General features: G+C 71.9%; 20 protein-coding genes and 3 pseudogenes. 18 read left to right on the top strand and 5 right to left on the bottom strand.

Annotated features, from left to right (window positions below; all coding sequences use genetic code 11):
- The first annotated feature begins 66 nt into the window (after positions 1-66).
- Together H0S67_RS18055 and H0S67_RS18060 are read left to right on the top strand one after the other, a co-directional pair.
- Positions 67-747: a calcium-binding protein gene (locus tag H0S67_RS18055; RefSeq protein ID WP_180934163.1), complete on the top strand. Its 681-nt coding sequence runs from the start codon at positions 67-69 to the stop codon at positions 745-747.
- Between the two features lie 114 nt (positions 748-861).
- Complete coding sequence (locus H0S67_RS18060) at positions 862-2,265, top strand: MFS transporter (RefSeq protein WP_246355408.1); 1,404 nt, start codon at positions 862-864, stop codon at positions 2,263-2,265.
- Positions 2,266-2,292: 27 nt separating this feature from the next.
- Here the strand turns inward: H0S67_RS18060 and H0S67_RS18065 are convergent, their stop codons facing one another.
- Positions 2,293-2,781 carry a MarR family winged helix-turn-helix transcriptional regulator gene (locus H0S67_RS18065; protein WP_180934164.1) on the bottom strand — a complete coding sequence of 163 codons (489 nt, stop codon included), beginning with the start codon at positions 2,779-2,781 and terminating at the stop codon, positions 2,293-2,295.
- Positions 2,782-2,966: 185 nt separating this feature from the next.
- On the opposite strand from H0S67_RS18065, the gene H0S67_RS18070 reads away from it, so the two are divergent.
- The 5 genes from H0S67_RS18070 (at position 2,967) to H0S67_RS18090 (ending at position 6,293) form a co-directional block, all read left to right on the top strand.
- Positions 2,967-4,106 (top strand): metallophosphoesterase family protein, encoded by a 1,140-nt coding sequence (locus H0S67_RS18070; RefSeq protein WP_180934165.1) that lies wholly within the window; start codon positions 2,967-2,969, stop codon positions 4,104-4,106.
- A gap of 23 nt (positions 4,107-4,129) precedes the next feature.
- Complete coding sequence (locus H0S67_RS18075) at positions 4,130-4,468, top strand: sterol desaturase family protein (protein ID WP_219635330.1); 339 nt, start codon at positions 4,130-4,132, stop codon at positions 4,466-4,468.
- A 188-nt stretch (positions 4,469-4,656) separates the two neighbouring features.
- Positions 4,657-5,280: a helix-turn-helix transcriptional regulator gene (locus H0S67_RS18080; protein ID WP_180934166.1), complete on the top strand. Its 624-nt coding sequence runs from the start codon at positions 4,657-4,659 to the stop codon at positions 5,278-5,280.
- 357 nt (positions 5,281-5,637) lie between these two features.
- The gene (locus H0S67_RS18085; protein ID WP_180934167.1) at positions 5,638-5,799 is read left to right on the top strand and encodes a hypothetical protein; all 162 of its coding nucleotides are present in this window, start codon (positions 5,638-5,640) and stop codon (positions 5,797-5,799) included.
- 14 nt (positions 5,800-5,813) lie between these two features.
- Positions 5,814-6,293, top strand: a complete 480-nt coding sequence (locus H0S67_RS18090) for a helix-turn-helix domain-containing protein (RefSeq protein ID WP_180934168.1) — start codon at positions 5,814-5,816, stop codon at positions 6,291-6,293.
- A 7-nt stretch (positions 6,294-6,300) separates the two neighbouring features.
- On the opposite strand, the pseudogene ychF reads toward H0S67_RS18090, so the two are convergent.
- Together ychF and H0S67_RS23850 are read right to left on the bottom strand one after the other, a co-directional pair.
- Positions 6,301-7,376, bottom strand: a pseudogene (gene ychF / locus H0S67_RS18095) (redox-regulated ATPase YchF).
- Positions 7,377-7,462: 86 nt separating this feature from the next.
- The gene (locus H0S67_RS23850; protein WP_219635331.1) at positions 7,463-7,789 is read right to left on the bottom strand and encodes a TraR/DksA family transcriptional regulator; all 327 of its coding nucleotides are present in this window, start codon (positions 7,787-7,789) and stop codon (positions 7,463-7,465) included.
- A 98-nt stretch (positions 7,790-7,887) separates the two neighbouring features.
- On the opposite strand from H0S67_RS23850, the gene H0S67_RS25830 reads away from it, so the two are divergent.
- From H0S67_RS25830 to H0S67_RS18135, 9 genes and pseudogenes are all read left to right on the top strand, one after another.
- On the top strand, positions 7,888-8,142 hold the full coding sequence (locus tag H0S67_RS25830) for a hypothetical protein (protein WP_246354856.1): 255 nt from the start codon (positions 7,888-7,890) through the stop codon (positions 8,140-8,142).
- Entirely contained in the window at positions 8,088-9,083 is a 996-nt protein-coding gene (locus tag H0S67_RS18105) for a cysteine desulfurase-like protein (protein WP_246354857.1), read from the top strand. Before H0S67_RS25830 ends, H0S67_RS18105 begins: the two co-directional genes overlap by 55 nt.
- Before the next feature lie 9 nt (positions 9,084-9,092).
- Positions 9,093-9,872 carry an exodeoxyribonuclease III gene (locus H0S67_RS18110; protein ID WP_180934169.1) on the top strand — a complete coding sequence of 260 codons (780 nt, stop codon included), beginning with the start codon at positions 9,093-9,095 and terminating at the stop codon, positions 9,870-9,872.
- Positions 9,869-11,410, top strand: a complete 1,542-nt coding sequence (locus H0S67_RS18115) for a glycosyltransferase family 39 protein (protein ID WP_180934170.1) — start codon at positions 9,869-9,871, stop codon at positions 11,408-11,410. The genes H0S67_RS18110 and H0S67_RS18115 overlap by 4 nt, the downstream gene beginning before the upstream one ends.
- A 19-nt stretch (positions 11,411-11,429) precedes the next feature.
- Entirely contained in the window at positions 11,430-12,392 is a 963-nt protein-coding gene (locus H0S67_RS18120) for a glycosyltransferase family 2 protein (RefSeq protein ID WP_180934171.1), read from the top strand.
- Positions 12,389-12,451 (top strand): annotated as a pseudogene (locus tag H0S67_RS28415) (hypothetical protein); the annotation flags it as partial. The gene H0S67_RS18120 and the pseudogene H0S67_RS28415, both read left to right, overlap by 4 nt.
- 23 nt (positions 12,452-12,474) lie before the next feature.
- Complete coding sequence (locus H0S67_RS18130) at positions 12,475-13,161, top strand: hypothetical protein (protein WP_246354858.1); 687 nt, start codon at positions 12,475-12,477, stop codon at positions 13,159-13,161.
- Between the two features lie 35 nt (positions 13,162-13,196).
- A pseudogene (locus tag H0S67_RS25835) lies at positions 13,197-14,183 on the top strand (aminotransferase class I/II-fold pyridoxal phosphate-dependent enzyme); the annotation flags it as partial.
- A gap of 131 nt (positions 14,184-14,314) precedes the next feature.
- The gene (locus H0S67_RS18135; protein ID WP_180934174.1) at positions 14,315-15,031 is read left to right on the top strand and encodes a class I SAM-dependent methyltransferase; all 717 of its coding nucleotides are present in this window, start codon (positions 14,315-14,317) and stop codon (positions 15,029-15,031) included.
- 21 nt (positions 15,032-15,052) lie between these two features.
- On the opposite strand, the gene H0S67_RS18140 is transcribed toward H0S67_RS18135, so the two are convergent.
- On the bottom strand, positions 15,053-16,291 hold the full coding sequence (locus H0S67_RS18140) for a lipopolysaccharide biosynthesis protein (RefSeq protein WP_180934175.1): 1,239 nt from the start codon (positions 16,289-16,291) through the stop codon (positions 15,053-15,055).
- A 95-nt stretch (positions 16,292-16,386) separates the two neighbouring features.
- Between H0S67_RS18140 and H0S67_RS18145 the strand changes: the two genes are divergently transcribed.
- Both H0S67_RS18145 and H0S67_RS18150 read left to right on the top strand, forming a co-directional pair.
- Entirely contained in the window at positions 16,387-17,493 is a 1,107-nt protein-coding gene (locus tag H0S67_RS18145) for a DNA recombination protein RmuC (RefSeq protein ID WP_180934176.1), read from the top strand.
- Positions 17,490-17,969, top strand: a complete 480-nt coding sequence (locus tag H0S67_RS18150; RefSeq protein WP_180934177.1) for a DUF6542 domain-containing protein — start codon at positions 17,490-17,492, stop codon at positions 17,967-17,969. The genes H0S67_RS18145 and H0S67_RS18150 overlap by 4 nt, the downstream gene beginning before the upstream one ends.
- On the opposite strand, the gene H0S67_RS18155 is transcribed toward H0S67_RS18150, so the two are convergent.
- On the bottom strand, positions 17,915-18,538 hold the full coding sequence (locus H0S67_RS18155; RefSeq protein ID WP_180934178.1) for an L-threonylcarbamoyladenylate synthase: 624 nt from the start codon (positions 18,536-18,538) through the stop codon (positions 17,915-17,917). The two genes, H0S67_RS18150 and H0S67_RS18155, sit on opposite strands and share 55 nt — an antisense overlap.
- Positions 18,539-18,743 lie beyond the last annotated feature (205 nt).

Genomic DNA, 18,743 nt, shown 5'->3' on the forward strand with positions numbered 1-18,743 from the left:
AGCGTCCGAGGGGCCTGCGCCATCGGTCGCGGGCTCAGGAAGCCCGGACCAACTGGAGGAGGACCCATGCGTCTCGCCACACTGATCGCGGTCATACCACTCGCCGCCGCGATGTCGTTCCCCGCAACCCAGGTCGCACAGGCGGCCACCGTGCCGCCCGAGTGCGATCCGCAGATGGACCTCACGGGGTTCAACATCATCATCGGCACGGATGCCTCGGAGACACTCGTCGGCACCGACGGACCGGACTTCATCTGCGGCAAGCTCGGCAACGACACGATCCGCGGGCTCGGTGGCGACGACGTCATCCTCGGCGACGACGCCACCTTCTTCAACAAGCCCGACGCGGTGGGCGGCGCGGACCAGATCGACGCCGGGGCCGGCAACGACTCGGTGCTCCCCGGACCCGGCAACGACTCGGTCAACGGTGGCAGCGGGGACGACTTCCTGGCCCTCGCCCAGGGAAGCGACACGGGCCAGGGCGGCCTCGGTGACGACATGATCATCGGCGGCCTGAGCAACGACACGATCATCGGTGGCCCCGGGGACGACCAGCTCGCCGGCGGTCAGAACGACGACCTGATCAACGGCGGCCCCGGCGACGACTTCCTCGACGGCGACCTGCCGGGCGGCGAGGACAGCGGCGGCGCCACGCCCGACCCGAACCCCAACACCGACCGGTGCATCGGCGCCGAGGGTTTCGACATCGCGGTCCTGTGCGAGGCGACCAACGCGACGGAGGGCTGACGGACCCGGGCATGATTTGGTTGCCTGAGGCAAGCATGTGTAACTTACACACATTGCCTCTCCCTCAGGAGCCACCATGCCCACCCCCCCCGCACGACGGCGGCCAGCCCGGTCCTGGCCGTCGTCGTCCTCTGCCTCGGCGGCCTCAGCGCCGCCCTGACGCAGACCCTCGTCATCCCGATCCAGAGCGAGCTGCCCCAGCTGCTGAGCACCTCGGCGTCCAACGCCGCCTGGGTCGTCACCATCACCCTGCTCGCCGCCGCCGTGACGATGCCGGTGGCCGGCCGGGTCGCCGACCTGGTCGGCAAGCAGCGGGTGCTGGTGGCCAGCGCCGCGATCCTGCTGGTCGGCTCCATGGTCTGCGCGCTGTCGAGCACGCTCGCGCCGATGCTGGTGGGCCGCGCACTGCAGGGCCTGGCCATGGGGTTCATCCCGGTGGGCATCTCGCTGATCCGCGAGATCACGCCGCCCGACCTGGCCGCCACCGCCACGGCCGCGATGAGCGCCACCCTGGGCGTGGGTGGGGCGATCGGCCTGCCGCTGTCAGCGTGGATCGTCCAGGCCGGGAACTGGCACGCGCTCTTCTGGGTCGCGACCGCGCTGGCCGCGGTGATCCTGGTGGCCACGTGGTTCGCGGTCCCGCACGTCCGCGACGCACAGCCGGGCCGGCTGGACCTGGTGGGCGTCCTCGGCCTCGCCATCGGCCTGGTCTCCCTGCTGGTCGGGATCTCGAAGGCCACCGTCTGGGGCTGGGGTGACGTCCGCACCCTCGGCGCCATCGCCGCGGGTGTCGTCGTCCTGCTGCTGTGGGGCGCCTACGAGCTGCGCCAGGCCGACCCGCTGGTCGACCTGCGCACCACGGCGCAGCGACCGGTGCTGATGACCAACATCGCCGCCGTGGCGATCGGCTTCGGCATGATGGCGCAGTCGATCGTCGTGCCCCAGCTGCTCCAGCTGCCCGAGGCCACCGGCTACGGGCTCGGGCAGTCCATCCTCGCCGCCGGGCTCTGGATGGCCCCCGCGGGCCTGATGATGATGCTCTTCGCGCCCGTCTCGAGCCGCCTGATCGGCAACCTCGGCGCCAAGCTGACCCTGATGATCGGGGCCACCGTGCTCGGGACCGGCTACCTGGTGGCCTTCTTCCTCATGGACGCCCCGTGGCAGCTGCTGGTCGCCTCGTGCGTGAGCTCGGCCGGCGTCGGCATCGGGTACGCCGCGATGCCGACCCTGATCCTCGACAACGCGCCGGCGCGCGAGGCGGCCTCCGCGGTCGGCCTCAACGCCCTGATGCGCTCGCTCGGCACCACGCTGGCCGCCGCGATCATGGGCACCCTGCTGACCAGCCGGACGATGTCGCTCGGCGGCTTCGAGATCCCGACCAAGGGCGCCTTCCAGCTGTGCTTCGTGGCCGGCGCCGTCGCGGCGTTCGTCGGCGTCGCGATCGCCTCGACGATCCCGCGTCGTGGCGACTCGAAGACCCTCGACCCCGCACCGGCCGTGGTCGGCGCCGCGGACTGAGCCCCCGCGCCGGACGAGTCCGCCCCGCTACCGCTCCTGCGGTGGCGGGGCGGTGTCGGTGCCGGACGCCCGGGCGTGGGCCCGGTCGAGCGCCTCGTTGAAGTCGCGGAGGTCGGCCATCAGCCGCCCCGCCCGCTCCGGACCCAGCTCCACGATGGCCTCGCTCAGCACCGCCGCACGCAGACGACCGTCGTGCAGGTACGCCTCCCGGCCGGCGTCGGTGGGACGGAGCAGCCGGGGGGCCCGGCCGGGCTCGGCGTACCGCTCCACGAGGCCGTGCCCGATCGCTGCACTCACCTGGCGGCTGATCGTGGACCGCTCCAGCTGCAGCTCGGCGGCCAGGTCTCCCATCGACCTCGGACCCTCCTCGACGAGCAGCAGCAGGATCCGGAACGCCGAGTCCTCGAGCACGGAGCCCGGGTACGACGTCGCGCGCCGGCGGCCCAGGCGCATGATCTCCCCGCCCAGCGCGCGCAGCTGCGACTCCTCGACGAGCCCGTCGTTCCCGACAGCCATGGACGCACCTCCCCGCGTGCAGTGGATACGTGCGGACTCTACTGGGGAGAGGATGGGCGCGGCTCGGCACCGGACCACCCGAAAGCACCGGTCAGCAATGGTCACAGCGGACTATTCACACCCCCGGCGCCCGGACCTAGCGTCGATCGTCGACAGGGGATGTTCTCGGGACGGGGGTCCACACCATGGTCAGGTCACGCACGCGCACCATGTCGGCAGTCGGCCTGGCCGGACTGCTGGTCGCAGCGGTCGGGGGAACGGTCTTCGGCGCCGGCTCCGGCCCGGCAACCGGTCCGGACTCCTGGCCCTATCCGGCCGAGAGCGACGGCAGCACGCACTCCGTCGTCCTCGCGGCCGTGGGTGACATCGCGTGCGAGCCCGACGGCGACGTCACCCCCCAGCCCGACGCCAAGTACCTGTGCGGCGGCAAGCCGGACTACCAGTCGGCGGAGGTGGCCACAGCGGCACAGGTCGAGGCGATGAAGCCGGACCTGGTGGCGCTGCTCGGCGACGAGCAGTACCAGGTCGGGCGGCTCAACGACTTCACGCGCGGCTTCGACCAGACCTACGGCGCCTTCAAGTTCCTGCACCGGCCGATCCCCGGGAACCACGAGTACTACGCCTACAAGGACGGCGAGAGGGCGCAGGACGGGGACGGCTACTTCGCCTACTACAACGGGCACCAGACCGACTCCGCGGGCGCCCCGGTGCTGGATGCCGCGGGCAACCCCGCACCGCTGGCCGACGGCCAGGCGGCGCACACCCGCGACGGCTGGTACTCCTACGACCTCGGTCGCTGGCACGTCATCGCGCTCAACGCCGAGTGCGCGGGCCAGGCCGGCGGGTGCGACCAGGCCGGAGCGTGGGTGGGCAGGCAGACGGCCTGGCTGGCCTCCGACCTCGCCGCCGACCACGCCCCCTGCACCCTGGCGTACTGGCACCAGCCGGTGTTCACCGCCATGAACAACCCGTCGGCGGAGGGCGCGATGTCACGGACCTGGTGGCGGATGCTCTACGCCGCCGGGGCGGACCTCGTCCTCAACGGGCACGAGCACCTGTACGCGCGCTTCGCCCCGCAGACGCCGGACGGTCGGGTCGACCCCGACTACGGGATCCGCGAGCTGATCGTCGGCACCGGCGGCGAGGGCCTGGACCCCCTGGCGGCCGGGATGCCGAACGTCGAGGCCGGGCAGGACCAGGGGTACGGCGCGATGCAGCTCACCCTGGGCCAGCACGGGTACGCCTGGTCCTACCGGACCGTGCAGGGCCCGGCGTACACGGACAGCGGCTCGGCGAGCTGCCACGGAGCACCCCAGCAGCCGTGACGGAGGCCCAGTAGGGTCACCGCATGCAGCCCCTCGCCGACCTGTGGCAGGCGATCCCGGCGGCCCTGCACGACCCGGTGGCGCTGGCGAGCGACCCGGAGTACCTCGACCGCAACTACGGCGGCATCCTGATCGTGTGGGACCGGCTCTTCGGCTCGTTCCAGCCGGAGCTGCACCGACCGACGTACGGCCTCACCACGCGGGTGGGCACCCACCGGATCGTCCGGCTGCAGACCCACGAGTACGCCGCGATCGTGCGCGACGTACGCCGCACGCCGCGGCTGCGTGACAAGCTCGGCTACGTCTTCGGGCCACCCGGCTGGCAGCCCGACACGGCCTCGGCGGAGACTTGTCCCGTTTGAAGTCACGCAGAGGCAAGGCGGTGTCACGGTGGAGCGCAGGGCCGACGACTCGGAGGTCGGTGTTGGTCCCGGACCCCTCAGCCGCATCCCGGAGGCGGCCCGGCAGGCCGTCCTCGACGCCGCCGCCGTGCTCCAGGTACGCCGCAGCGAGGCTGCCGCGCAGGTGGCGCGCGGGGAGCCCCGACGTCGTGATCGTCGCGCGAGGGCACCAGGGCATCAACGACTGGATCCGCGAGGCGTCGACCGGCTGGCGCGAGCTGCTGTCCGTGCGGCCCGGCGGAACGGCCGCCGAGCTGCGCGTCACGCTCCCCCACAACCGGGTCCTGGTGAACGCCGGCCTCCGGATGGTCAGCATCTTCCACCGCCAGGGACTCGAGGTGGACGCCCGCGTGCTCCTGGCCAACGAGCCGGTCGGGACCTACCTGTACGGCATCGCACCCGTGCAGATGAAGATCGTGGACCGTCGCTTCGTGCTGCTGCAGGGCCCTGTCGTCGACGGCGAGTCGACCGTCATGACCACCACCTCGGCTGCCTGCCTCGAGGCCGCGTGGCGCTACTGGCAGGCCACGCTCGACTCCTCCTTCGCCGCCGGCAGCGAGGGGGTGGGTGCCCTCGGCGACCTCAGCCCGCGACAGCGCCAGATCGTCGCGCTGCTGGCGACCGGCACCGGCGACGCGGCCATCGCGGTCTCGCTCGGCGTGAGCGTGCGCACCGTGCGGTCCGACATCGCGGCCCTGCTCGACCTGCTCGGTGTGAAGACCCGGTTCGCCGCGGGCATCCGGCTGCAGCTGTGGTCGGACCGGAGCGGCTGACGCTGAAGCCCGGCCCGCTTGCAGGATTCTGCAAACCGGATGACGTGGATACCGGCCGTGGTGTCTCATGTGCGCCGGTGGAGTCGGCCGGCCATCGGGGGAGTCGGCCGGCCCAACCGTCTGCGGCCCGCTTCCGGGCCGCGCCCCCCCTCGCGGGTTGGCAGCCGGGCCCGGACCGAAGGAAACTTGTCCGGTCAGGCCTGACGAGGGGGAAGGTGCAGTGATGGGGGACGGCGTCGGAGGTTCGGCGGACGGCGCGTCCTGGCCGCGCAACCGCATACCCGAGATGACCCGGCAGGTCGTCCTCGACGCCGCCGCGGTCCTCCAGGTCCGGCGCAGCGAGGCGGCCCCCTGGCATTGCGCGGCGACGACCCCGACGTCCGGGTCTTCGCGTGCGGCCACGACATCAACCCACGGATGCGGGACGAGGCATTCGGCTGGCGCGAGCTGCTCTCGGTGCGCCCCGCGACGACCGCCGCGCAGATGGGCGCCAGCCTCCCAACAACCGGGAGGCGCTGAAGCGCGGTCTCCGGATGGTCAGCGTCTTCGACGCCCTGGGGCTCGAACCGGACGCTCGCACACTCCTGGCCAACGAGCCGGTCGGGACCTACCTGGTCAGCGTCGCCCCGGTCCAGATGAAGATCGTGAACCGTCGCTTCGTGCTGCTGCAGGGCCCTCTCGTCGACGGCGTGCCGAGCGTGATGACCGTCAGCTCGGACCGCTGCCTCGACGCCGCCTGGCGCTACTGGGAGGCGACGATGAGCGTGTCGTCCCCGATCTCGCAGGACGATGACACGCTCGGCGGGCTCACCCCGCGTCAACGGCAGGTCGTCGCACTGATGGCGACGGGCGCCGGGGACGAGGCCATCGCCGGCTCGCTCGGCGTCAGTGTCCGCACCGTCCGCTCCGACGTCGCCGCAGTGCTCGACGTGCTCGGCGTCAGGTCACGGTTCGCGGCCGGCGTACGACTCCAGTCGCTGCTGGGCCGCGACGCAACCGATCCCGAGCAGTGAACCCGACCTACACGTTGAAGCGGAACTCCACCACGTCGCCGTCCTGCATGACGTAGTCCTTGCCCTCCATGCGGACCTTGCCGGCCTCCTTGGCCTTCTGCATGGAGCCGGCGGACATCAGCTCGTCGAAGGAGACGATCTCGGCCTTGATGAATCCGCGCTGGAAGTCGGTGTGGGATGACGCGGCGGCCTCGGGGGCGGTGGCGCCCTGAGGGATCGTCCAGGCGCGGGTCTCCTTGGGGCCGGCCGTGAGGTAGGTCTGCAGGCCGAGGGTGTCGAAGCCGACCCGGGCCAGCACCTCGAGGCCGGGCTCGTCGACGCCCATCTCGGCGGCATCTCGCGCGCCTCCTCGTCGTCGTCGAGCTCGACCAGCTCGGCCTCGAACTTCGCGTCGAGGAAGATCGCCTCGGAGGGCGCGACCAGGTCGCGCATCTTCTCCTTGAGGGACTCGTCGGCCAGCTCGTCGGCGTCGCAGTTGAAGACGTAGATGAACGGCTTGGCGGTCAGCAGCGACAGCTCGCGGATCAGCGAGCGGTCCACCGAGGTGGCGATGATCGGCGTGCCGGCCTCGAGGTGGCCCAGCGCCTCCTTGGCCGCGGCGGCGACGGGGGCGAGCTCCTTCTTGCCCTTCGCCTCCTTCTCCAGGCGCGGGATCGCCTTCTCGACCGTCTGCAGGTCGGCCAGGATCAGCTCGGTCTGGATGGTGGAGATGTCGTTGCCGGGGTTGACCTCGCCGTCGACGTGGGTGACGTCCTCGTCGCGGAACACCCGGGTCACCTGGCAGATCGCGGCGGACTCGCGGATGTGGGAGAGGAACTTGTTGCCCAGGCCCTCGCCCTCCGACGCGCCCCGCACGATTCCGGCGATGTCGACGAACTCCACGGTCGCCGGCAGCACCTTCGCCGAGCCGAAGACCTCCGCGAGCTTCGCCAGCCGCTCGTCCGGCACGCCCACGACCCCGACGTTCGGCTCGATGGTGGCGAACGGGTAGTTCGCCGCGAGGACGTCGTTCTTGGTCAGGGCGTTGAAGAGGGTCGACTTGCCCGCGTTGGGGAGTCCGACGATGCCGATGGTGAGTGCCACGGGCGGCGAGTCTACGGCGCTGCCGCGGCCCTCCCCCAATCACCAGCCGGCCGCCTCACGGGCGGGAGCGGCTCAGCTCCGGTGAGTCAGCGCCGAGCGGCGTCCTCCACGCAGAGCGTCGCCCACGGCCGCGCCTCGAGGCGCCCCTCGGCGACCGGCTCGCCGCACACGTCGCAGGTGCCGTAGCTGCCCTCGTCGAGCTTGGCCAGCGCCCGCTCGACGTCGGCCATCACCACCTGGAGCTTGTCGTGCACCGCGACCTGCGAGAGGCGGTCGACCGCCATCGCCGTCCCCTCCCCCACCCGCTTGCCGAACGCGATCTCGCCCCGCTCGCCGGGAGGCTCCTCGAGCGTCCCGAGCTCGCCGAGCAGCTCGGCACGCTTGGCCAACAGGGTCTCGCGCACGGATTCCATTCCCTCCAGCATCCTCCGCGCCCCCAAAGGGCTGCCGGCCGTCAGCCGGCGGGCGAGCACCTCGGCGCGCCGGGCCGACTCCTGACTAGGGTCGACGCGTGGACATCGCACGCATCCGCGCCCAGTTCCCCGCCCTCGACCACGGCGTGGCCCACTTCGACGGCCCCGGCGGCTCCCAGACGCCACGCCGGGTCGCCGACGCCGTGGCGGCCACGCTGACCGCCGGCCTCGCCAACCGGGGCACGGTCACCGAGGCGAGCGACGGGCCGAGGCGGTCACGCTCGGCGCCCGGGCCGCGATGGCCGACCTGCTCGGCGCCGACCCCGGCGGGATCGTGTTCGGGCGCTCGATGACGCAGATCACCTTCGACGTGGCCCGCACGTTCGCGCAGGCCTGGGGCCCCGCGCGACGAGGTGGTGGTCACGCGCTCGACCACGACGCCAACATCCGCCCCTGGGTGATCGCCGCCGAGCGCGCCGGCGCGACCGTGCGCTGGCTCGACTTCGACCCCGCGACTGCCGAGCTCGGCGACGTCGGGACCGTGCTCTCCGACCGCACGCGGATGGTCGCGGTGACCGCCGCCTCCAACCTCTTCGGCACCCGCCCCGACGTCCCGGCGATCGCCCGGGCCGCCCACGACGCGGGCGCGCTGGTCTACGTCGACGCGGTCCACCTCGCCGCGCACTCCCCCGTCGACATGGCGGAGCTCGGCGCCGACCTGCTCGCCTGCTCGCCGTACAAGTTCTTCGGCCCGCACCTCGGCGCCCTGGCCGCGTCGCCCGCGCTGCTCGAGACGCTGCGCCCCGACAAGCTGCTGCCCTCCTCCGACGCGGTGCCCGAGCGCTTCGAGCTCGGCACGCTGCCCTACGAGATGCTCGCCGGGGTGACCGCGGCGGTCGACTTCATCGCCGACCTGGCCTCCTCCGACCCCGACCGTCGCACCCGGGTGACCGAGTCGATGACCGCGGTCGAGGAGCACGAGGACCGGCTCCTGCAGCGGCTGCTCGAGGAGCTCGGCGCCCTCGAGGGCGTCCGGCTGCACGGCTCTCCCGCCCGGCGCACCCCGACCGTGCTGTTCGACGTCGACGGGCACACCGGCCGCGAGGTCTACGAACACCTCGCCACTCGCGGCGTCAACGCCCCCGCCAGCCACTTCTACGCCATCGAGGCCTCCCGTCACGCCGGGCTGGGCGACGCGGGGGCCGTGCGCGCCGGGATCGCGCCGTACACGTGTGACGAAGACGTCAACCGGCTGGTCTCGGCCGTTTCGGAACTTCTCAGTTCCGGCAGTTAAGTTGCCTCCGTGCGCATCGCTACGTGGAACGTCAACTCGCTCCGTTCCCGCATCGACCGGGTGGAGGCCCTGCTCAAGCGCCACGACATCGACGTCCTCGCCCTGCAGGAGACCAAGGCCCGTGAGGACCAGCTCCCGCTGATGGGCGTCGAGTCGATGGGCTACGAGGTCGCCGCCGCCGGCACCAGCCAGTGGAACGGCGTCGCGATCCTGAGCAGGGTCGGCCTCGAGGAGGTGCAGGTCGGGTTCGAGGGCATGCCCGGCTTCGGCGACCCCGTGGCGCCGGAGGCACGGGCCATCGGCGCCGCCGTGTGCGGCGGCGTCCGGATCTGGTCGCTCTACGTGCCCAACGGCCGCAAGGTCGACGACCCCCACTACGTGTACAAGCTCGACTGGCTCGCCCGGCTGCGTGAGAACGCGCAGGGCTGGCTGGGCGAGGACACCGCCCTGGTCGGTGACTGGAACATCGCCCCCCGTGACGAGGACGTCTTCGACATGACTCAGTTCGCCAAGTCCACCCACGTGACGCCGCCCGAGCGCGCGGCGTTCCAGGCCTTCCTCGACGACGGGTACGTCGACGTGGTGCGGCCGCACACACCGGGACCGGACGTCTACACCTACTGGGACTACTACCGGCAGCGCTTCGAGCGGAACCGCGGGCTGCGCATCGACTTCGTGCTCGGATCGACCTCCCTCGCCGAGCGGGTCACCCACGCCTTCATCGACCGTGAGGAGCGCGCCGGCACCGGCGCCTCCGACCACGCGCCGGTCCTGGTGGACGTCCGATGAGCGGCACCGTCACGGCGGACGCGGCTCCGGCGCCCGCCCCGGAGGAGACCGAACGCCGCAAGCACTGGTGGGACGTCTGGTTCTTCCTCAGCTGCCTGGTGCCGCTGGGCGTCTACCTGCCGCACGGCTTCAACTCCGCGCTGACGCGCGACCTGGGCGTCTACACGTACGGCGGCCAGGGCGTCGCCGACGGCGAGCTGCCCTACGAGGCGATCCTCAACCGCGCCGGGCCGCTGGCCCACCTGATCCCCGGCATCGGGATCTGGCTCGGCCGCCAGGCCGGGATGGACGACCTCTTCTCCGCACGCCTGCTCAACATGTTCATCTCGATGCTCTGCGTCGGCGTGGCCTACCTGATCGGGCGTGACCTCTACCGCTCCCGCCTGGCCGGCATCGTCTCGGCTACCACGCTGCTGTGCATCGAGGGCTTCATCACCTACAGCACCGGCGGACCGCGCGAGAAGACCGCGCTGGTGCTCTTCGTGCTGCTCGCCGCGCTGGCGATGATCCACCGCCGCTGGGGCGTGACCGGCTTCTTCATCGCCCTGGCCACCCTGACCTGGCAGCCGGTGTTCTTCGCGGCCGCCGCCGGCGCTGCGGTCGCGGCCCTGCTCGCCGAGCGCACCGGGAAGCTCAAGGCGCTCGTCCTCATCGCGATCGGCGGCATCATCCCCACCGCGATCACCATCGGGGTCTACGCCGCGGCCGGACAGCTGAAGCTGTTCTTCGACGACTTCCTCATCATCAACGCCGAGTACACGCGACAGACCTCCTTCCTCGACCACCCCGGGACGATCTGGGGCTACATGACCGACGCCTACGGCTGGTCGCTGTACGTCTTCATCGGCGGCCTCGTCGTCCAGCTCGGGCTCGCGATCGCCGCCCTGCGCGGTCCGACGCGTCGTACGACGGAAGGCGCGGCGCAGATCGGCTTCGGGGTCGTGACGGTCGTCGGGCTGATCTGGTCAGCCAAGGCGTTCAACGGGTTCCCCGACGCGTTCTTCGTGCTGCCCGAGGCGGTCATCGGCATCGGCGGCCTGGCCGCCCTGCTCCGGGCGCGCACCAACGTCCGCGTCGTGCTCGTCGCCACCCTGGTCTGGGTCGTGGTGGCCACCGGACTGTCGGTGCGCTTCTCCGTGCTCAACCGCGACGACTCGCTGCTGGCCCAGCGTGCCGACGTGCGCCACGTGATGGCGCTGTTGCCCACCGACGCCACGATGGTGACCGTCGAGGCGCCGCAGCCGCTGGTGCTCGCCCACAAGCGCAACCTGACCCGCTACCAGCTGTTCGGCAACGGGCTGATCGACTACCTCGAGGCCACCTGGCCCGGCGGTGCCGCCGGCTACGCGCAATGGATCGAGCAGAAGGCACCGACCGTCATCACGGTCGGCGACGACGGTCCGCCGGACTGGCTGGACCCCGCCCTCGGCAACTACGCACGCGTGGGCAACTCGGGCAAGTGGGCGTGGTACCTCAACCGCGACCTCGGGCCCGAGACCCTCACGCAGGCCAGGGACGTGCTCCATGACCGGTCCTGACACGTGGGAGGATGCGCCCATGACCTCGCCCACGGGTGAAGGGCCGCTGGACCGGCACGCCTTCCGCTACTCCATCGTCATCCCGGTCTACAACAGCGAGGGCATCGTCGGCACGACCGTCGACCGGGTCTCGGAGGTCTTCACCGAGCACGGGCTGGACCACGAGATCATCCTGGTCAACGACGGCTCCAGCGACGGCAGCTGGGACGTCATCTCCGAGAAGGCGCGCACCGTCCCGCACGTCGTGGCCCTGGACATGCTGAAGAACTACGGCCAGCACCACGCCAACCTCGCCGGCATGCGCGAGGCCACGGGTGACTACGTGATCACCATGGACGACGACCTGCAGAACCCGCCCGACCAGGCGCTGCTCCTGATCGACGAGGCGATGACCGGCAAGGACCTCGTCTTCGGCCGCTTCGAGCAGAAGAAGGCGGCCGGCTACCGCCGGATCGGCAGCTCGATGATCGGCATGATCAACCGCCGGATCTTCGGGCAGCCCACCGACCTGACGGTCTCCAACTACCGGATCCTGCGCCGCGACGTGGTGGACCGGATCTGCGCCTCGCGCACCGCGCACCCCTACATCACCGGCCAGGCGCTGCTCTACTCCCACAAGCGCAGCAACGTGACCGTGCGCCACGAATCCCGCACGGTGGGCAAGAGCAACTACAACATGCTGCGGATCCTCCGCCTGGTGATGACGATCCTGTTCAGCTACTCGTCGTTCCCGCTGCGCTTCGCCGCCCTGATCGGCTTCGCGATCTCGTTCCTCAGCCTGCTGCTCGGCGCGTTCTACCTCTTCGCGGGGCTGTTCGGGAGGACCCACGTGCAGGGCTGGACGACCACGGTCGTGCTGCTCTCGGTCTTCAACGGCTTCACCATCGCCCTGCTCTCGATGCTCGGTGAGTACGTCGTCCGCACGCTCAACGCCGTCAGCGCCACCGACAGCTACCACGTCACCGCGAGGGTGCCGGAGTGACGCGCCACCTGCTGGTCGTCGGGGCCCAGCGCTGTGGCACCACCTACCTTCACGACCTGCTGGCGGCCCACCCCAGATCGCGATGGCCCGCCCCGCGCGACCCGAGCCCAAGGTCTTCCTGTCCGCGGAGCTCTCCGCCCGCGGGCTGGAGTGGTACGAGCGGACCTACTTCGCCCACGCCGGCGACGAGCTCGTCCTGGGCGAGAAGAGCACCAGCTACCTCGAGTACGCCGAGGCGGCCGACCGCGCAGCCGCGATGCTCGGGGACCCCCTGATCCTGGCCCAGCTCCGGGACCCCGTGGAGCGGGCGATGTCGCACTGGGCGTTCAGCACCGACGGCGGCCTCGAGACCCGGCCGCTCGCGGAGGTGCTCGAGGCCAACCTCGAGGGCCCGCTCCCCTGGGACCCGGAGCGGACCTCGGTCTCGCCGTACGCCTATCTCGAGCGGGGCCGCTACATCGACTACCTGCGCCCGTGGCTGGACCGGTTCGGCGACGACGTGACGGTGGTCTTCCTCGACGAGATGCGGGGCGACCCGGCACGGGTCGGCGAGCTGTATGGCACCCTCGGAGTCGACCCGGGGTTCCGGCCGCCTGCGGCGGGTGTCCCGGTCAACGAGAGCCGGCAGCCCCGGCCGGAGCTGGACGCGGACCTGCTCGACCGGCTCCGCGAGTACTACCACAAGAGCGACCAGGAGCTCTCCGACCTGCTCGGCCGGACGCTCCCGTGGTCGCGCCACACCGGAACGACCGAAGGAACCCAGCAGTGACGGACAAGCCCGAGATCCTCTTCAACAAGGCGAGCGTGGAAGGTGCCGAGCTCGAGCACATCCGCGCGGCCCTGGAGAGCGGCCACACGTCGTCCTCGGGTCCGTTCTCGGCCCGGGTCAACGAGCTGCTGCGCGCCGAGACCGGCGCCGCCGACACCCTGCTCACCACGTCCTGCACCGCGGCGCTCGAGATGAGCGCCCTCCTGCTCAACCTGCAGCCCGGCGACACGGTGATCGTGCCGTCCTTCACCTTCGTCAGCTCCGCGCTCGCCTACGTCCGCGAGGGCGCCCGGGTGCTCTTCTGCGACATCGAGCCCGAGACCCTCGGCCCCGACCCGCGCCACCTCGCCGAGCTGCTCGACGACTCGGTGCGGGCCGTCGTGGTCGTTCACTACGCCGGCATCGCCTGCGACCTCGACGGGATCCGCGAGGTCCTCAAGGACCGTCCCGACGTCGCGATCGTCGAGGACAACGCCCACGGCCTGTTCGGCCGGTGGCGCGGCCGGCCGCTCGGCAGCATCGGCCGCTTCGCCACGCAGAGCTTCCACGACACCAAGAACTTCGTCTGCGGCGAGGGCGGCGCCCTGGTGCTCAACGACCCCGACGACGTCCAGCGCGCGTGGGTGCTCTACGACAAGGGCACCGACCGCAAGGCGTTCTTCCAGGGCTTCGTGGACAAGTACTCCTGGCGCGACACCGGCTCGTCGTTCGGCATGTCCGACGCGCTCGCGGCTTACCTCCTCGGCCAGCTCGAGCAGCGCGACGTCATCCAGGCCAAGCGCCGCGGCGTCTTCGAGCGGTACGCCGAGGGGCTGGCGCCCCACGCGGAGGCGCTCGGCCTGCGGCTGCCGTCGTCCCGGAGCACTGCGAGCCGGCCTACCACCTCTTCCACGTGCTCATGCCCGACCACGAGACCCGCACCGGGTGATGAAGGAGCTTCAAGGAGGAGGGCATCAACACGACCTTCCACTACGTGCCGCTTCCACGACTCGGTCGGCGGCCGCCAGTTCTCCGCGCGCCCGACCGAGTGCCCGGTCACCACCGACATCAGCAGCCGCCTGATGCGGCTGCCGTTCCAACAACAACCTGACCGCCGACGACACCGACCGTGTGGTGGAGACGTTGGTGCGGTCCATGACGGGGGTCTGATCGCATGTCCGAGGTCGTCCAGTCGGGGTCATCCTCGATCCAGCAGCCCGACTACTGGTGGTACCGCGCCCGCACGCACCTGCTGCAGGCCGCCCTGGGCGACTTCCTGGACTCCCCTCGCCGGCTGCTCGACGTGGGCAGCGCCGACGGCCCGAGCGTGTCCTGGATGCAGGGTGCCCACGAGCGCTTCGCGATCGACCTCGACCCGCGGGGGCTCGTCCCCGGCAGCGGCGTCTGCGCCTCGGCACTGGCGCTCCCGTTCGGCGACGAGACCTTCGACGTCGTGGGTGCCTTCGACGTGATCGAGCACTGCGACCCCGAGGCCCAGGCGGTCTCCGAGCTGGCGAGGGTGCTGCGGCCCGGCGGCCGGCTGCTCGCCTCGGTGCCGGCGTACCAGTGGGCATGGTCCGACCACGACGTCCGGGCCGGCCACCACCGCCGCTACACGCAGCGCCGCATCGTGCGTGCGGTCGAGGGTGCCGGCCTGACGGTGCTGCGCTCCACCTACGGCTTCGCCGGGGTGTTCCCGATGTTCGCCGCCGAGCGCGTCGCGCGCCGGCTGCGTGGCCGCTCCGCAGAGCCCCAGGGCCTCCCCCAGGTCTCGCCGGCCATGGATCGGGTGCTCACCGGCCTCTCCGCGACCGAGGCGCGGCTGCTGCGCAAGGTCGACCTGCCGTTCGGGTCGTCGGTCTTCCTCGCGGCCGAGAAGCCCGCTCGCTGACGGGCCCCGGCTGACGGGAGCTCAGCTGGTGGCGGGCGCGGTCGCCGTGCGCGCCACCGGGCGCGAGCCCTCGCGCAGCAGCAGGCCGAAGGCCGCCACCTCCACCAGGAGGAACGCCCAGCAGGTGCGGTCCAGCACCGGCACCTGCGCGAGCACGAAGAACACGACGCCCGGGACCAGGGCCACGGCCCACCAGCGGGCCAGCGCCAGCGCGCGGCCGTGGGCGATCACCAGCAGCGTCACGACCAGGTTTGCCATGGCCACCGTGCTCGCCACCGCCAGCAGCAGGGTCAGCGAGGCCGGGAGCGTGACGTCGCTGCCGAAGACCAGCTTGAGCAGCCAGGGACCTGCCAGCGCGCCCACGACTGCGGCACCCGCCGAGCCCACGACCGTGAGGACCACGATGCCGCGGCGCACCCTGCGCAGCTCCTCGTCGCGCTCGGCCACCACCAGCCGGGTCAGCCAGCCGGTCAGCTGGGCGACCAGGCCCAGCGCCAGCGTGTAGGGCGCCCGGAACAGCGCCAGTCCCGCGAACAGCGCGGTCACCTCGGTCGCGGTGCCGCCGGCCAGCACCAGGACGACCGGGCCGCCGGTGAGGACCGCCTGCCCGATGACCTGGGCGCCCCCGGTCCCGCCGAGGAAGGCCAGCGGCGACTCGCCGTCGCCGCCGGTCCCGGTGCGGGCGAGTCGGAACGTCGACGGCCACACCGCCGCGGCGGCGTACCCCGCGAGCAGGCAGAGCCCGTACGCCACGGGGTTGTCGACGCCCGCGAGCCAGAGTGCCAGCGCGCTGAGGCAGCGGACGCCGTTCTCGGCGACCAGGCCGGCCCCGACCGCGGCGAACCGCCGGCGGCCGGTGAGCACGCCGCGGACCATGCCGATGACGGCCGCGCCGAGCGTCACCGCCCCGACGAGCAGGGGGAACCACGTCTGGCCCTGGTGGAAGAGCTGGTCACGGGCCACCCAGCTGATCGCGGTGGTGAGGAGCGCGAGCACCAGGCTGAGGCGGGCCACGCCCGGCAGCGCCTCCCGCACCGACCGCTCGCCGCCGTGGGCCGACACCGACCGGGCGATCCAGTGCTGGAGCGGGAAGGTGAGCGCCGCCCCGGCGAAGGACCAGTAGGTCCACAGCACCGCGACGGGGGCGGCGGCCGTGGAGCCGAGGGCGCGCGTGACCAGCGCGAAGAACACGTAAGCCAGCAGGCCGCTCACCGCGGAGCCGAACGCCAGCGCCGACGTGTGGCGGAGCTTGTTCCTCATCGAGGCTGCATTCTGCCGCACCACGCTTGGGCTCACCGCATCGTCGGCGGCCGGTGCTGCCGGGCGCTGTCGGCGGTCTCGGCCATGCTGGGGCCATGGAGATGATCTCGTGGTTCACCACCCTGCTGGTCGGGGTCGCCCTCGGCTGCCTGCTCGGGCTGCTCTGGGCCCGCTCCCGCCCCGCGCACACCCAGGCGGTCGGCCAGGGCATGGTCGACCAGGCCGAGGTGATGCAGGGGCTGGACAGGCTCAGCGACCAGATGCAGGACCTGGACCGGCAGCGGGCCGCCTGGCAGGGCCAGTTCCACCAGCACGTCTCCGACCTGCGTCGGGAGACCCACTCGCTTGCGACCGCGCTGCGCAAGCCGCAGGTGCGCGGGCGGTGGGGCGAGCTCCACCTGCGCCGGGCGGTCGAGCTGGCCGGGCTCGTCGACCGGTGCGACTTCAGCGAGCAGGTCCGTCTCGCCGACGGGGCGCTGCGCCCCGACCTGGTCGTCCACCTGGTCGGGAGCCGCCACGTGGTGGTCGACGCGAAGGTGCCGCTCGACGCCTACCTCGACGCGACCTCGGTGGAGGACGACGAGGAGCGCCAGGCGCACCTCGTGCGCCACGCCCGCCAGCTGCGCCAGCACGTCGACCAGCTCTCCTCGAAGGCCTACTGGCGCTCGCTCGCCGAGACTCCGGAGTTCGTGGTGCTGTTCGTGCCCGCGGAGTCCTTCCTCGCGGCCGCGCTCGAGACCGACCCGCAGCTGATCGAGTACGCCGCCACGCGCCAGATCGTGCTGGCCACCCCCACCACGCTGATCGCCCTGCTCCGCACGGTCGCGCACGGCTGGAGCCACGAGGCGCTGGCCGACCAGGCGCGCGAGATCCACAAGCTCGGGCGCGAGCTGCACGGCCGTCTCGGCAGCCTGAGCGGACACCTCGACCAGGTGGGCCGCTCGCTCAACGCCGCGGTCGGCCACTTCAACTCGGCGGTCGGCTCGCTGGAGTCGCGGGTGCTGGTGTCCGCGCGCCGCTTCCAGGACCTCTCGGTCACCGACGACGAGCTGCCCGCACCGCGCCAGGTGGAGTCGACGACGCGCTCGCTCGGCGCGCTCGGCGGGCCGCCGCGGAGCTCCGACGTGGCCCGGATCGACGGCCGCGCCGACCGGCGCGCCGCGCCCGAGGAGGAGGCCGGCGACAATACGGTGGCCCTGTGAGCCACACGCGCACGCTGTGGGAAGAGGGCCGGGAGCCGGGACGTCAGGTCGTGGCCCTCGGCGCCGCGCTCGCGCTCACGGCCGTCGTCATCGACGTGGCCGTCGTGGGCCGGGTCAGCCTCTTCTTCGACCTCTGCTTCGTCACCATGTGCGTCGCCGTCGCCCTGGCCGTGCGACCCACCGACTTCTTCACCGTCGGCGTGCTGCCGCCGCTGGTCATGCTCGGCGTCTTCACGCTGCTCGGCTTCACCCGCCCCGAGGCCATCGCCGACCCACGTGACGGAGTGATCCAGGCGGTCGTCTCCGGCCTGTCCCACCACAGCGTCGCGCTGGTCGTGGGCTACATGCTCTGCCTGGGCTGCCTGGCCACGCGGCAGCGCGTGGGCCGCCGCCCCGAGGCTGCGCGTCCCGAGGCTGGGGGCTACGCGGCGAACCGGTCCGGGTCACCCGAACCGCGTCGTACGACCTCGGGGTAGCCCTCCGACCAGTCCACGACCGTCGTCGGCTGCGCCGGGGTCTCCCCCGCCTCGATCACGAGGTCGACCTGGTGGTCGAGCTCCTCCTTGATCTCCCAGCCGAGGGTCCGCGGCTCGTCCTCGCCCGGCAGGATCAGGGTGCTGGTGAGCAGCGGCTCGCCGAGCACCCCGAGCAGCTCGTGGACGAGCACGTGGTCGGGGATCCGCACCCCCACCGTCTTCTTCTTGGGGTGCATCAGCCGACGCGGCACCTCACCCGTGGCCGGCAGGATGAACGTGTACGGCCCCGGCGTCGCCGCCTTGATCGCCCGGAACGCCGCGTTCTCCACGTGCACGAACTGCCCCAGCTGCGCGAAGTCCCGGCACATCAGCGTGAAGTGGTGCTTCTCATCGAGACCGCGGATCCGCAGGATCCGATCCCGCCCCTCCCGGTTGCCGAGCTGGCACCCCAGCGCGTAGCCCGAGTCCGTCGGGTAGGCGATCAACGCTCCTTCCCGCAACGCCTCCGCCACCTGCTCGAGAAGCCGCTGCTGCGGGTTGTCCGGATGAATGTCGACGAATCGGGCCACGCCCGCGAGTCTAAGCCGCGCCGACCCGACATAGCGGCGGTCCGGTGGTCGAGGAGCGAGCGCCGGCGCCTGCCCTGAGTAGCGAGCGCCAGCGAGCGTGTCGAAAGGAGCGTGTGGAGACCCTCGCACTGAAAGCAGGGCGGCGACCACGAGCGCCAGCCCCGAAAGCTTTACCTTCGCTCATCCCAGAACCCCCGGACCGGGA

Origin of the sequence: Nocardioides ungokensis, assembly GCF_013466985.1 — a bacterium.
GTDB lineage: Bacteria > Actinomycetota > Actinomycetes > Propionibacteriales > Nocardioidaceae > Nocardioides > Nocardioides ungokensis.

Bases quoted from the DNA above. Each gene is read 5' to 3' on its own strand.
- H0S67_RS18120 (WP_180934171.1), top strand. From the start codon at position 11,430: ATGACCTCGCCCACGGGTGAAGGGCCGCTGGACCGGCACGCCTTCCGC.
- H0S67_RS18075 (WP_219635330.1), top strand. From the start codon at position 4,130: ATGCAGCCCCTCGCCGACCTGTGGCAGGCGATCCCGGCGGCCCTGCAC.
- H0S67_RS18065 (WP_180934164.1), bottom strand. From the start codon at position 2,781: ATGGCTGTCGGGAACGACGGGCTCGTCGAGGAGTCGCAGCTGCGCGCG.
- H0S67_RS23850 (WP_219635331.1), bottom strand. From the start codon at position 7,789: ATGGAATCCGTGCGCGAGACCCTGTTGGCCAAGCGTGCCGAGCTGCTC.
- H0S67_RS18130 (WP_246354858.1), top strand. From the start codon at position 12,475: ATGGCCCGCCCCGCGCGACCCGAGCCCAAGGTCTTCCTGTCCGCGGAG.
- H0S67_RS18115 (WP_180934170.1), top strand. From the start codon at position 9,869: ATGAGCGGCACCGTCACGGCGGACGCGGCTCCGGCGCCCGCCCCGGAG.
- H0S67_RS18070 (WP_180934165.1), top strand. From the start codon at position 2,967: ATGGTCAGGTCACGCACGCGCACCATGTCGGCAGTCGGCCTGGCCGGA.
- H0S67_RS18135 (WP_180934174.1), top strand. From the start codon at position 14,315: ATGTCCGAGGTCGTCCAGTCGGGGTCATCCTCGATCCAGCAGCCCGAC.
- H0S67_RS18055 (WP_180934163.1), top strand. From the start codon at position 67: ATGCGTCTCGCCACACTGATCGCGGTCATACCACTCGCCGCCGCGATG.
- H0S67_RS18090 (WP_180934168.1), top strand. From the start codon at position 5,814: ATGGTCAGCGTCTTCGACGCCCTGGGGCTCGAACCGGACGCTCGCACA.
- H0S67_RS18140 (WP_180934175.1), bottom strand. From the start codon at position 16,291: ATGAGGAACAAGCTCCGCCACACGTCGGCGCTGGCGTTCGGCTCCGCG.
- H0S67_RS18145 (WP_180934176.1), top strand. From the start codon at position 16,387: ATGGAGATGATCTCGTGGTTCACCACCCTGCTGGTCGGGGTCGCCCTC.
- H0S67_RS18105 (WP_246354857.1), top strand. From the start codon at position 8,088: ATGGCCGACCTGCTCGGCGCCGACCCCGGCGGGATCGTGTTCGGGCGC.